The sequence below is a fragment of the Cupriavidus taiwanensis genome (assembly GCF_900249755.1).
GTDB classification, from domain to species: Bacteria; Pseudomonadota; Gammaproteobacteria; order Burkholderiales; family Burkholderiaceae; genus Cupriavidus; species Cupriavidus taiwanensis_D.
The window spans coordinates 646,592-659,442 of the sequence record NZ_LT976853.1 but is presented as its reverse complement, the minus strand read 5'-3'; the positions used below and the strand labels follow the sequence as shown (position 1 = coordinate 659,442).

General features: G+C 67.3%; 13 protein-coding genes. 11 read left to right on the top strand and 2 right to left on the bottom strand.

The features are described from left to right. Positions 1-13: 13 nt before the first annotated feature. On the bottom strand, positions 14-1,993 hold the full coding sequence (locus tag CBM2594_RS03020) for a monovalent cation:proton antiporter-2 (CPA2) family protein (protein WP_116355539.1): 1,980 nt from the start codon (positions 1,991-1,993) through the stop codon (positions 14-16). A gap of 144 nt (positions 1,994-2,137) precedes the next feature. On the opposite strand from CBM2594_RS03020, the gene CBM2594_RS03015 reads away from it, so the two are divergent. The 11 genes from CBM2594_RS03015 to CBM2594_RS02965 all read left to right on the top strand — a co-directional run bounded on the left by CBM2594_RS03015 (position 2,138) and on the right by CBM2594_RS02965 (position 11,543). Then, a complete protein-coding gene (locus tag CBM2594_RS03015) occupies positions 2,138-3,121 on the top strand; it encodes a KpsF/GutQ family sugar-phosphate isomerase (protein WP_116357666.1) in 984 nt (327 codons plus the stop codon). A 46-nt stretch (positions 3,122-3,167) separates the two neighbouring features. Then, positions 3,168-3,797: an LPS export ABC transporter periplasmic protein LptC gene (gene lptC, locus CBM2594_RS03010; RefSeq protein WP_116355538.1), complete on the top strand. Its 630-nt coding sequence runs from the start codon at positions 3,168-3,170 to the stop codon at positions 3,795-3,797. Between the two features lie 125 nt (positions 3,798-3,922). After that, positions 3,923-4,570 (top strand): lipopolysaccharide transport periplasmic protein LptA, encoded by a 648-nt coding sequence (gene lptA, locus CBM2594_RS03005; protein ID WP_116355537.1) that lies wholly within the window; start codon positions 3,923-3,925, stop codon positions 4,568-4,570. Positions 4,571-4,578: 8 nt separating this feature from the next. Further along, complete coding sequence (lptB, locus tag CBM2594_RS03000; protein WP_116355536.1) at positions 4,579-5,379, top strand: LPS export ABC transporter ATP-binding protein; 801 nt, start codon at positions 4,579-4,581, stop codon at positions 5,377-5,379. A gap of 123 nt (positions 5,380-5,502) precedes the next feature. Continuing rightward, a complete protein-coding gene (locus tag CBM2594_RS02995; RefSeq protein WP_116355535.1) occupies positions 5,503-6,975 on the top strand; it encodes an RNA polymerase factor sigma-54 in 1,473 nt (490 codons plus the stop codon). Positions 6,976-7,023: 48 nt separating this feature from the next. Continuing rightward, positions 7,024-7,374 carry a ribosome hibernation-promoting factor, HPF/YfiA family gene (gene hpf, locus CBM2594_RS02990; protein WP_010814386.1) on the top strand — a complete coding sequence of 117 codons (351 nt, stop codon included), beginning with the start codon at positions 7,024-7,026 and terminating at the stop codon, positions 7,372-7,374. A gap of 353 nt (positions 7,375-7,727) precedes the next feature. Further along, positions 7,728-8,183 carry a PTS IIA-like nitrogen regulatory protein PtsN gene (ptsN, locus tag CBM2594_RS02985; RefSeq protein ID WP_010814385.1) on the top strand — a complete coding sequence of 152 codons (456 nt, stop codon included), beginning with the start codon at positions 7,728-7,730 and terminating at the stop codon, positions 8,181-8,183. 81 nt (positions 8,184-8,264) lie between these two features. Continuing rightward, a complete protein-coding gene (gene hprK / locus CBM2594_RS02980; RefSeq protein ID WP_012351664.1) occupies positions 8,265-9,236 on the top strand; it encodes an HPr(Ser) kinase/phosphatase in 972 nt (323 codons plus the stop codon). Between the two features lie 170 nt (positions 9,237-9,406). Continuing rightward, on the top strand, positions 9,407-9,805 hold the full coding sequence (locus CBM2594_RS02975) for a PsiF family protein (protein WP_116355534.1): 399 nt from the start codon (positions 9,407-9,409) through the stop codon (positions 9,803-9,805). Positions 9,806-9,913: 108 nt separating this feature from the next. Further along, positions 9,914-10,792 (top strand): RNase adapter RapZ, encoded by an 879-nt coding sequence (gene rapZ, locus CBM2594_RS02970; RefSeq protein WP_116355533.1) that lies wholly within the window; start codon positions 9,914-9,916, stop codon positions 10,790-10,792. A gap of 91 nt (positions 10,793-10,883) precedes the next feature. Continuing rightward, positions 10,884-11,543, top strand: a complete 660-nt coding sequence (locus tag CBM2594_RS02965; RefSeq protein ID WP_116357665.1) for an LON peptidase substrate-binding domain-containing protein — start codon at positions 10,884-10,886, stop codon at positions 11,541-11,543. Positions 11,544-11,567: 24 nt separating this feature from the next. Here CBM2594_RS02965 and mutY read toward each other — a convergent pair whose 3' ends face one another. Then, entirely contained in the window at positions 11,568-12,743 is a 1,176-nt protein-coding gene (gene mutY, locus CBM2594_RS02960; protein ID WP_116355532.1) for an A/G-specific adenine glycosylase, read from the bottom strand. Between the last annotated feature and the right edge of the window lie 108 nt (positions 12,744-12,851).

The following is a 12,851-nucleotide window of genomic DNA, read 5'->3' as shown; positions in this document are numbered from 1 at the left end:
CCGCCGCCGGCGCTCAGCCGTTCAGGATGCGCATCTCGGCGGCTTCCAGCGCCTCGGGCGGGCCGCGCAGCACGACGATATCGCCCGGCTCCAGCACGGTCTCGGGCTGCGGGTCGAAGGCGCGGATGCCGCGCCGGCGCACCGCCGTTACCTCGACCCCGATGCGCTCCAGCCCGAGCACGCCCAGGCGCCTGCCCACCGCGGTGGATTGCGGCCCGAGCGACACCGAGTGCAACCGCACCGAGTCGCGCTCGATCATGTCTTCATCATCGTCGCGGCCATGGAAATAGCCGCGCAGCAGGCTGTAGCGCGCGTCGCGCGCCTGCTGCACGCCGCGCACCACGCGGCGCATCGGCACGCCCAGCAGCACCAGCGCGTGCGAGGCCAGCATCAGGCTGCCCTCGATGATCTCCGGCACCACCTCGGTGGCGCCAGCCTTCTGCAGCGTGTCCAGCTCGGAATCGTCGACCGTGCGCACGATCACCGGCAGCGCCGGCGCGAGTTCCTGCACGTGGTGCAGCACCTTGAGCGCCGATGGCGTGTTGGCATAGGTGACGATCAGCGCGGCGGCGCGGTGGATGCCGGCGGCGATCAGCGCCTCGCGCCGGCCGGCGTCGCCGTAGACCACGGTATCGCCGGCGGCGGCGGCCTCGCGCACGCGGTCGGGGTCCAGGTCCAGCGCGACGTAGTTGATGCCCTCGCGCTCCAGCATGTGCGCCAGGTTCTGCCCGCTGCGGCCGAAGCCGCAGATGATGGCGTGCTTCTCGGTCTGCAGGCTCTGCGCGGCGATGCGGGTCATGTTCAGCGACTGCATCAGCCATTCGTTGGCGGCGAAGCGCAGCACGATGGCGTCGCTGTACTGGATCAGGAAGGGCGCCGCCAGCATCGACAGCAGCATCGACGCCAGGATCACCTGGATCAGCACCGGGTCGACCAGGTTCAGGCCGTCGATCTGGTTCAGCAGCACGAAGCCGAACTCGCCCGCCTGCGCCAGTCCCAGCCCGGTGCGGATGGCCACGCCCTGGCGCGAGCCGAACACGCGCGCCAGCGCCGCGATCAGCACCAGCTTGAACAGCACCGGCACCACCAGCAGCGCCAGCACCAGCCAGGCATGGTCCAGCACCACGCGGATATTGAGCAGCATGCCGATGGTGACGAAGAACAGCCCCAGCAGCACGTCGCGGAACGGCTTGATGTCTTCCTCCACCTGGTGGCGGTACGGCGTCTCGGAGATCAGCATGCCCGCCATGAAGGCGCCCAGCGCCATCGACAGGCCCAGCCGCTCGGTCAGCGCCGCCATGCCCAGCGTGACCAGCAGCAGGTTCAGCATGAACAGTTCCTGCGAGCGGCGCGCCGCCACCACATGGAACCAGCGGCTCATCAGGCGCTGGCCCAGGAAGAAGATGGCGCCCAGCGCGACCACGATCTTGAGCACTGCCAGGCCGAGCGCCATCATCAGGTCGCCGGGGTCGCGCGACAGCGCCGGAATCACGATCAGCAGCGGCACCACCGCCAGGTCCTGGAACAGCAGGATGCTGATGATGTTGCGCCCGTGCTCGCTCTCCAGCTCCATGCGCTCGGACAGCATCTTGGACACGATCGCCGTGGAAGACATCGCCAGGGCCCCGCCCAGCGCCACCGAGGCCTGCCACGACAACGGGAACAGCCAGTTGAAGGCCCAGCTGGCGGGCACCACCGCCAGCATCGACAGCACCACCTGCGAGCCGCCCAGGCCGAACACCAGCCGCTTCATCGCGCGCAGCTTGGCCAGGCTGAACTCCAGCCCGATCGAGAACATCAGGAAGACCACGCCGAATTCGGCCAGGTACTTGGTCTGCGCGGTATCGCTGGCCAGCCCCAGCGCATGCGGGCCGATCAGGATGCCCACCGCCAGGTAGCCCAGCATCGGCGGCAATTGCAGCATGCGGAACGCGACCACGCCGAACACGGCGGCGGCCAGCAGCACCAGGGTCAGTTCCAGCGGAGAATGCATCAGGCGGTCAGGGGTGACCGGCAAGGCGCGCGGCCGACCCGGCACGGGCACCCTGCCGGCGGACATACGGCGGGCAAGGACGAGCACGACGCGCGCCGTGGGTCGTCCCAGGGGCCATCGCATTCGTTGGTATACTTCGTCGCCATGATAGCTAATTTCGATGCGGATCGAGCACTCAGGCTCGCCCGCGACACGCTCCAGATCGAAGCCGATGCGGTTTCCGCACTTTCCGGCCGCCTGAACGGCGACTTTGCCCATGCCGTGCAGCTGATCCTGCAATGCACCGGGCGCGTGGTCGTTTCCGGCATCGGCAAGTCCGGCCATATCGGGCGCAAGGTCGCGGCCACGCTGGCCTCGACCGGCACCCCCGCGTTCTTCGTGCACCCGGCCGAAGCCAGCCACGGCGACCTCGGCATGGTCACGCGCGACGACGTGCTGATCGCCTTCTCCAATTCCGGCGAGACCGGCGAGCTGCTGGCGATCATCCCGATCGTCAAGCGCATCGGCGCGCGCCTGATCTCGGTCACCGGCAATCCGGAGTCCAACCTTGCCAAACTGGCCGACGTCCACCTGGACGCGGCGGTCGAGAAAGAAGCCTGCCCGCTGAACCTGGCGCCGACCGCCAGCACCACCGCCGCGCTGGCGCTGGGCGACGCGCTCGCGGTGGCGGTGCTCGATGCGCGCGGCTTCGGCGAGGAAGACTTCGCCCGCTCGCACCCCGGCGGCGCGCTCGGGCGCAAGCTGCTGACCCACGTGCGCGACGTGATGCGCACCGGCAACGCGGTGCCCGAGGTGCGCGAAAGCACGCCGCTGGCCCAGGCTCTGATGGAAATCACGCGCAAGGGCATGGCCATGACCGCGGTGGTCGATACCGACGGGCGCGCCATCGGCGTGTTCACCGACGGCGACCTGCGCCGTTTGCTCGAAACCCCGCGCGACTGGAAGACCGTGCCGATCGGCGAGGTCATGCACCGCAACCCGCACGTGGTCAACCAGGACCGGCTGGCCGTGGAAGCCGTGCAGGTGATGGAAGCCAACCGCATCAACCAGCTGCTGGTGGTGGACGACGAAGGGCGCCTGACCGGCGCGCTGCATATCCACGACCTGACCCGCGCCAAGGTCATCTGAGCGCGCGCGCCACCGACGGCACAAGCAGCACAACGCCAAGGACACCATGCAGGCACTTCTCGCCTCCCTCAGCGGCATCGTCATGCGGCTGATGCCGCTGCTGCTGATGGCCATCGTGGCGGGCAGCACGTTCTGGCTGGTCCAGATCAACTCGCCCAAGGAAGACCAGGCCGCGCAGACCACCAAGAAGCACGAGCCTGACTACTTCATGGACCGCTTCTCGGCCACTGAGCTGGCGCCCGACGGCAGCACCAAGATCCGCTTCACCGGCGAGCGCATGGTCCATTTCGAGGACGACCAGACCTACGAGGTCACGCGTCCCGCGATGCGCGCCTACGAGCCGGACCGCCCGCCGGTGACCGCGCGCGCCGACCTCGGCCGCATGAACGCCGAAGGCACGGTGATCGACCTGTACGGCAACGGCTACGTGCTGCGCCAGCAGGGCGCGGACCCGTCCAAGGACCCGCAGCTGACCGCGGCGTCGAGCTATTTCCAGCTGCTGGTCAATGACGACATCGTCAAGACCGACAAGCCGGTCAGGCTGACGCGCGGCCCGTCGGTGATGACCGCCAACGGCCTGATCTTCAACAACGTCACCCGCGAAGTACAATTGCTCGGCAATGTACGCGGCACCATCATCACCGGGCCGTCGCCGGGCCGCGCGCCGGGGTCCTGAGCCCCGCTCCGGCAATCGGCGCACGCGGCGCCGGCCGGCACGGCCCGCACCGTGCGCCGCGCGCACCGATTGCCGCGCAAACCGCACCATCACGCATCCAGACGCCCTCAAGCAACCCTGCCAACATGACCGCTTCCCTGACGACATCGTCCCGTCGACGCACCGCCCCGGCCCTGCTCGCGCTGGCCCTGGCCTTCGGCCTGCTGGCCCAGCCCGCCCTTGCCGAGCGCGCGGACCGCGACAAGCCGATGGTGCTCGAGGCGGACAACGCCAGCTATGACGACGTCAAGCAGATCTATACGCTGACCGGCAACGTGGTGCTGACCAAGGGCACCATGATCCTGAAGTCCGACGCCGCCGAGCTGCGCACCGACCCCGAGGGCTACCAGTTCGCCGTCGCCACCTCGAAGCCGGGCAAGCAGGCCTATATCCGCCAGAAGCGCGAAGGCGTCGACGAATACATCGACGGCTGGGGCGACCGCATCGAATACGACGGCAAGCAGGAATTCTCCAAGCTGATCGGCAATGCGCGCATGGCGCGGCTGCAGGGCGCCAAGGTGGTCGACGAGATCCGCGGCGCGGTGCTGACCTACGACAGCCGCAAGGAGCTGTACACCGCTGCCGGCGGCGGCAGCGGCGACGCCGCGGCCGCCAACCCGTCCGGCCGGGTGCGCGCGGTGCTGTCGCCGCGCCAGGACCAGAAGTCCGGCAGCACGGGCGGCGGCTCGCCGCTGGACCTGAAGCCCGCCCCCGCGCCCGCCAACAAACCCTGACCGTACCCATGACCGATACCGCCACCATTGCCGACAAGCCTTCCGTCGAAGCCAACGCCGTCCTGCCCGGCGGCAGCACGCTGGTCGTGCGCCACCTGAAGAAGCGCTATGGCTCGCGCACGGTGGTCAAGGACGTCTCGCTCGACGTGAAGAGCGGCGAGGTGGTCGGGCTGCTCGGCCCCAACGGCGCGGGCAAGACCACGTCGTTCTACATGATCGTCGGCCTGGTGGCGCTGGACGAAGGCGACATCGTGCTCGACGGCGACCACATCAGCGGCCTGCCGATCCACGAGCGCGCGCGCATGGGCCTGTCGTACCTGCCGCAGGAAGCGTCGGTGTTCCGCAAGCTCAACGTCGAGGAAAACATCCGCGCGGTGCTGGAGCTGCAGCTGAACAACGGCAAGCCGCTGGCCAAGGCCGAGATCGAGCGCCGCCTCGACTCCCTGCTCGACGACCTGCAGATCGCGCACCTGCGCAACAACCCGGCGCTGTCGCTGTCCGGCGGCGAACGCCGCCGCGTGGAAATCGCGCGCGCGCTGGCGTCGTCGCCGCGCTTCATCCTGCTGGACGAACCGTTCGCCGGCGTGGACCCGATCGCCGTGGGCGAGATCCAGCGCATCGTCAGCTTCCTCAAGGCGCGCAATATCGGCGTGCTGATCACCGACCACAACGTGCGCGAGACGCTCGGCATCTGCGACCACGCCTACATCATCAGCGAAGGCACGGTGCTGGCCTCGGGCCAGCCGGAAGACATCATTGCCAATGACGCCGTGCGGCGCGTCTACCTGGGCGAGAACTTCCGCATGTGACAAGCCGGCTGCCCCGCGCGGGCAGCCCCGGCTGCGCGGCCAGGACAGCCAGCGGCGATCACGGCGCATCAGCGATAGCAATTTCCGTTCCAACATCGGGAAGATGCGCATAAAATAGGTCGCATGAAACCGTCGCTACAGCTCCGCCTCTCCCAGCACCTGGCACTGACCCCGCAGCTGCAACAGTCGATCCGGCTGCTGCAGCTTTCCACGCTGGAACTGCAGCAGGAAGTCGAACAGGCGCTGACGGAAAACCCGCTGCTCGAGCGGGAGAACGACTGGATCGAAAGCCCGCTGCGGGTCGCGGCCGACGGCTCGGTCAACGTCCAGAGCGCTCCCGCCCCCGCCCCCGCCGAGCCCCAGGGCAACGGCGACGCCCGCACCGACGGTGCCGATGACGGCTACGACAACAGCAGCGGCGACGACTACAGCAACGGCGACTGGAGCCTGGACGACTTCGCCCGCCGCCCGCAAGGCGACGAGGACGAAAAGACGCCGATGCAGCTGCGCGATGCCGAGCCCACGCTGCGCGAATACCTGATGGAGCAGCTGACGCCGCTGAAGATCTCGGCGCGCGACAAGGGCCTCGCCATCTTCCTGATCGAGTCCCTCGACGACGATGGCTACCTGAGCGCCTCGCTCGAAGAGATCTGCACCGAACTGCCCGAAGAACTCGAGTTCGACCCCGACGAAGTCCACGCCATCCTGACGCTGCTGCAGAGCTTCGACCCGCCCGGCGTGGGCGCGCGCAATGCCGCCGAATGCCTGGCGCTGCAATTGCGCCGCCTGACGCACCCGCAGCGCGAACTGGCGCTGACCATCGTCACCCACCACCTGGAATTGCTCGCGGTACGCGACTACACGCGGCTGAAGAAGGCACTGCAGGTTGATGAAGTCGCGCTGAAGGCCGCGCATGACCTGATCCGCTCGCTTGCGCCCTATCCGGGGCACGCGTACAGCCGCCCCGAGGCCGATTTCGTCGTGCCCGATGTATTCGTGCGCAAGGGCAGCGGCGGCTGGCTCGCGCAGCTCAATCCGGATGTGATGCCGAGGCTGCGCATCAACGATATGTACGCGCAGATCCTGCGCGGCGCGAAGGGCGAAACCGGCACCGCGGGGCTGCAGCAGAAGCTGCAGGAGGCGCGCTGGCTGATCAAGAACATCCAGCAAAGGTTCGACACCATCCTGCGTGTTTCGCAGGCCATTGTCGAGCGTCAAAAGAACTTTTTCACCCACGGTGAAATCGCCATGCGCCCCTTGGTTTTGCGGGAGATTGCCGATACACTGGGTTTACACGAGTCAACCATCTCCCGGGTGACGACCAATAAATACATGGCCACGCCGATGGGTACTTTCGAACTGAAGTACTTCTTCGGCAGCCACGTGTCCACCGAAACCGGTGGCGCGGCTTCATCAACGGCCATCCGCGCCTTGATCAAGCAACTGATAGGAGCCGAAGACCCGAGGAATCCCCTTTCCGACAGTCGCATCGCCGAACTGCTGGGTGAGCAAGGCTTCGTTGTCGCACGCCGCACCGTTGCCAAATATCGCGAAGCCCTGAAAATCCCCGCAGTGAATCTCCGCAAGTCTTTGTAGCCGAGCCCACCGCCTGCCTGGTGAGGCTCTTTCAGAAGGAGAAGCGCTATGAACTTCAAGATCAGTGGACACCACCTGGACATCACGCCCCCTCTGCGTGAGTACGTGGAAACGAAGCTGGAGCGAATCGTCAGGCATTTCGATCAAGTCATTGGCGTTAGCGTGCTGCTCTCTGTCGACAATCACAAGGAAAAGGACCGGCGTCAGTACGCGGAAATCAATCTGCATCTCAAGGGCAAGGACATCTTTGTCGAAGCGCATCATGAAGACCTGTATGCGGCCATCGACGCACTCGTCGACAAGCTGGACCGTCAGGTGATTCGCTACAAGGATCGCGTGCAAGGCCACGACCGCGAAGCGGTCAAGTACCAGATGGCCGCAGCGCAAATGCAGCAGTAACCATGCCCGGCAGCCCCGCAGAGGGCTGCTGAACCAGGATTCCACAGGCAAGCCGCGCCAACCGGGCGCGGCTTTTTTGCGCCCTGCCGCCGGTGTGGCCGTGACAGCGGGGCAAAGCTGTCGCGCATGCAAAGACGAGGGTGTTCGCAAGCGCAGTGCCAAGGTGTATGCTGCGCCATACAAAGAGAGAGAAATCGTGGCCGCGCCTGCCCGCGCTGCACCGCACAATGCGAGGGTAGCCGCTGCTCTATAATGGGCCGGATGTTTCCCTGCCGCGCCGGCAGTGCGGTCAGGGAGCCAGCCGTTGCCCGGCGGAACGGTCCGCCCGCTAACTGAAATCCTGCGCATCGCCCATGAATCGTTTGGCCAAATTGCTGCCACCCGGCAACATCACCCTCGACGTCAGCGTCACCAGCAAGAAGCGTGTATTCGAGCAGGCCGGGCTCCTCTTCGAGAACAATCACGGCGTGGCGCGCGCGATCGTAACCGACAACCTGTTCGCACGCGAATCGCTGGGCTCGACCGGACTGGGCGCCGGCGTGGCGATTCCGCACGGGCGCATCAAGGGACTCAAGCAGCCGCTGGCCGCCTTCATGCGCCTGGCCGAGCCGATCCCGTTCGAATCGCCGGACGGCAAGCCGGTGTCGCTGCTGATCTTCCTGCTGGTGCCGGAACAGGCCACGCAGCAGCACCTGGAAATTTTGTCCGAGATCGCGCAATTGCTGTCGGACCGCGACATGCGCGAGGGCCTGGCGACCCTGCCCACGCCCGATGCCGTGCACCAGCTGCTGATCGCATGGCATCCCTGATCCACTGATTCCCCCGAAGCGGCCGGCACCAGACCGGGCAGGCGCCACGCGCTTCGCAGTCCGCCTTACCAGTCAACCCGCATGGAACTCACCGGCGTCACCTCCCAGTCCATCTTCGACGACAACGCAGCCGACCTCAAACTCTCTTGGGTCGCCGGCCTGGAGGGCGCGGACCGCGCCTTTGACGTCGAATTCGCCCGCGAGGCGACCTCCGCCGCAGACCTGGTGGGCCACCTCAACCTGATCCACCCGAACCGGATCCAGGTGCTCGGCAAACCCGAAATCACGTACTACCAGCGGCTGGACGACGAGACCCGCAAGCGCCAGATGGGCGAGCTGATCCTGCTCGAGCCGCCGTTCCTGGTGATCGCCGACGGCATGGAGCCGCCGCCCGACCTGGAACTGCGCTGCACGCGCTCGTCGACGCCGCTGTTCACCACGCCGGTATCTTCCGCCGCGGTGATCGACCACCTGCGCCTGTACCTGTCGCGCATCTCGGCGCCGCGCGTGACCATGCACGGCGTGTTTCTCGACATCCTCGGCATGGGCGTGCTGATCATGGGCGAGTCCGGCCTGGGCAAGAGCGAACTGGGCCTGGAACTGATCTCGCGCGGCCACGGGCTGGTGGCTGACGACGCCGTCGATTTCGTGCGGCTGGGGCCGGATTTCATCGAAGGCCGCTGCCCGCCGCTGCTGCAGAACCTGCTGGAAGTGCGCGGCCTGGGGCTGCTCGATATCAAGACCATCTTCGGCGAGACCGCGGTGCGGCGGAAGATGAAGATCAAGCTGGTGGTGCAGCTGGTGCGGCGCAACGACGGCGAGTTCGAGCGGCTGCCGCTGGACTCGCAATACCTCGACGTGCTGGGGCTCCCCATCCATATGGTCAAGATCCAGGTGGCGGCCGGCCGCAACTTGGCCGTGCTGGTCGAGGCCGCCGTGCGCAACACCATCCTGCGGCTGCGCGGCATCGACACGCTGCGCGACTTCATGGACCGCCAGCGCGCCGCGATGCAGGCCGACGCGGTCTCGCGCGGCCAGGGCCGGCTGCTGTAACGGCCCGTTCGCCGCGGTTTTCAATTGCTTACAACGGCGTTGCAACACGCCGTCAACGCTTCTCAGGCATGCTCCGTTTTGTGCTGTAATGGGCATCACGCCCGTTACGGAAGCTGCAACGCCGACCCCGGCGCGCGGCGATAACGATTTCCACCCCGAGGAGAGCAAGCATGAAGAAACTGATTGCAGTGTGCGCGCTGGTGACCCCGTTGTTCGCCGCCAGCGCCTTTGCGCAGACCGCCACGCCGGCCACGCCCGCCACCCCGGCCAAGCCTTCGGCCACGGCGCCGGCAACGCCTGCCGTGCCGGCCACGCCTGCCACCCCGGCCGACAAATCCTCTGACAAAGCCGCGGCCAACACCCAGCAAGACAAGATGAAGGCCTGCAACGCGCAAGCCTCCGGCAAGAAAGGCGACGAACGCAAGGCGTTCATGAAGGAATGCCTGTCGAAGTCGGGCGCGCCCAAGACCCAGCAGGAGAAGATGGCGGCCTGCAGCAAGTCCGGCAAGGGCAAGAAGGGCGACGAATACAAGGCCTACATGAAGGAATGCCTGTCGAAGGCAGCCTGAGCGCCGCCACTGGCAACGCAGCATGGCGAGCCGTGAGGTTCGCCATTTTTGCTGGTGTCATAGCGCTGTCATGACGCAGCCGGCACTCGATGCTATGCTTCAGTTGCTATGCGCATCATCCTCATCACCGGCATATCCGGTTCCGGCAAGTCCGTCGCACTGAACGTCCTCGAAGATGCAGGCTACTACTGCGTGGACAACCTGCCGGCGCAGTTCATCCCTGAACTGACCCGCTATCTCGACAGCCAGGGCTACACGCACCTGGGCGTCGCTACCGACATCCGCAGCCGCGAGTCGCTCGACCAGCTGCCCGACACCGTGCGCGCGCTGGCCGCCGACCACCAGGTCGAGGTCATTTTCCTGACCGCCAGCACCGACGCGCTGGTGCAGCGCTACTCCGAGACGCGCCGCCGCCATCCGCTGTCGGCACGCACCGACGGCGTGGTCGGCGGCGGCGGCGCCTTCAACGACACGGCGCTGATGGAAGCGATCGAGATGGAGCGCGCGCTGCTGAGCCCGCTGGCCGAGGCCGCGCATCGGATCGACACCAGCAATGTGCGCACCAATACGCTGCGCAGCTGGATCAAGGAGCTGATCCGCGACGACAGCCAGCGCCTGACGCTGCTGTTCGAGTCGTTCGGCTTCAAGCACGGCGTGCCCAGCGATGCCGACATGGTGTTCGACGTGCGCTCGCTGCCCAACCCTTACTACGACCTGGCGCTGCGGCCGCTGACCGGCCGCGACACGCCGGTGATCGACTTCCTGCAGGCCCAGCCGATGGTGCTGGCGATGGCCGAGGATATCCGCGCCTACGTCGAAAAGTGGCTGCCAAGCTTCATTGCCGACAACCGCAGCTACCTGACCGTGGCGATCGGCTGCACCGGTGGCCAGCATCGCTCGGTCTATATTGCGGAAAGGCTCGCCAACTATTTCCGGGCACATGGTAATGTGCTGGTCAGACACCGAGAGCTCGCACCGGCGGGCTGACGCTTGCGGGGTGGCACTCCTGGCTTTACGGGGCCTCTGAGCGCAGCGTCTGCCTGGCGGCCCAATGCTGCGCGACCCCAAGCCTGCACGCATGTCCTCGACCGACCTCTACCGTCCCACCGGTTCCGCAGACCCGCCAAGGACGCTCGACAACCTGCCGCTGTTCCCCTTGCACACGGTGCTGTTTCCCGGTGGACGGCTGCCGTTGCGCGTGTTCGAGGCGCGCTATGTCGACATGGTGCGCAACTGCCTGCGCGACAGCGCGCCGTTCGGCGTGTGCCTGATCGCCAGCGGCGAAGAAGTGGCCCGGCCCGACCAGGCCACCGTGCCCGAGCTGGTCGGCTGCCTGGCCGAGATCGTCGACTGCAACATGGAGCAACTGGGTGTGCTGCTGATCCGCACGCGCGGCCGCGAGCGCTTCCATATCATCAGCCACGAGACCCGCGACGACGGCCTGCTGGTGGCGCGCGCCGAGGTGCTTCCCCCCGACATCATCGACTGCAAGCTGGAACTGCTGGGCGAATGCCTGGACGCGCTGCGCCGCATCGTCACGCGGCTGCACGCCGAGCAGCCCGACCGCCTGCCCTTCGACGAACCCTACCTGTGGGATGACCCGAGCTGGGTCGCGAACCGGCTGTGCGAATTGCTGCCGGTGCCGCTGAAAGCCAAGCAGATGCTGATGGCCTTGCCCGATGCAGGCATGCGCATCGAGATCGTGCACCGCTACATGCGCCAGAACCACATGCTGTAGGCGGCGTTCCGCCCTGCCCCAGCCTCAGAACAAGCCCACCCGCGCCTGGTCTTCCAGCAGCCGCCGCACCGGCGCGGGCGTGCCCAGCGCATCGAGGTCGTCGAGCGAAAGCCAGCGCTGCCCGGCGGGCACCGCGCTGTCCTGCCGCAGCACGTTCGCCTCCGCATTCAGGTCGACCCGGATGGCGCGGATCAGCAGGCGGAAGTGCGTGAACACATGGGTCAGCTCGCCGGCCAGCACGGCGCGCGCGGGCGTGCCGAACGCGCGCGCGTAGTCGAGCGCGCTCGCCTCGGCGGCTTCGGCGTCGAAGGGCACGGTGTCGACCGGCATCTCCGGCAGGCTCCACAGGCCGCCCCAGATGCCGCTGTCCGGACGCAGGCGCAGCAGCACTTCACGCTCGCGCCGCACCAGCAGCATCACCGTGCTGCGCTCGGGAATCGCTGCGCGCGGCTTGGGCGCGGGCAGCACGGCGGTCAGGCCATCGCGGCGCGCCACGCAGTCGGCGGACAGCGGGCACGCGGCGGCATCGGCCAGGCAGGCCGGCTTGCCGCGCGAGCACACGGTCGCGCCCAGGTCCATCAGGCCCTGCGTATAGGCAATCATGTCCTCGGCCTGGCGCGGGCCGGGCGCCGGCAAGGCCAGCTCGGCCAGCTGCCACATGCGCGACTCCACCGCGCGCTCGCCCGGATGGCCGTGGATGCCGAAGCAGCGCGCGAACACGCGCTTGACGTTGCCGTCCAGGATCGGCGAACGCACGCCCGCGCTGAATGCGGCGATCGCCGCCGCGGTGGAGCGGCCGATCCCCGGCAACGTGACCAGCACCGCGGGGTCGGTGGGGAAGCGGCCGCCGTGCTCGCTGACCACCTGCATGGCGCAGCGGTGCAGGTTGCGCGCGCGCGAGTAGTAGCCCAGCCCGGCCCACAGCGCCATCACCTGGTCGGCCGGCGCCGCGGCCAGCGCCTGCACCGTCGGCAAGGCGGCGACAAAGCGCTGGAAGTACTCGATCACGGCGCTGACCTGGGTCTGCTGCAGCATGATCTCCGACAACCAGATGCGGTAGGCGTGGCGCGTGTTCTGCCATGGCAGGTCGTGCCGGCCATGCTGGCGCTGCCACGTGACGACGCGCGCGCCGAAGTCGGGGGCAACGTGGATGTCGTCGGGAATGGCGGGAACAGTGCGGGGAACGGGCTTGCGGGGCATCGGGTAAAGCTGGGAGAACGGTAAGCCGCCGGGCTTTTTTCGTTACCAGTTCGGTGCTCCCTCTCCCGCTTGCGGGAGAGGGGAGCAAACCGGCAGAGCGGCGCCACA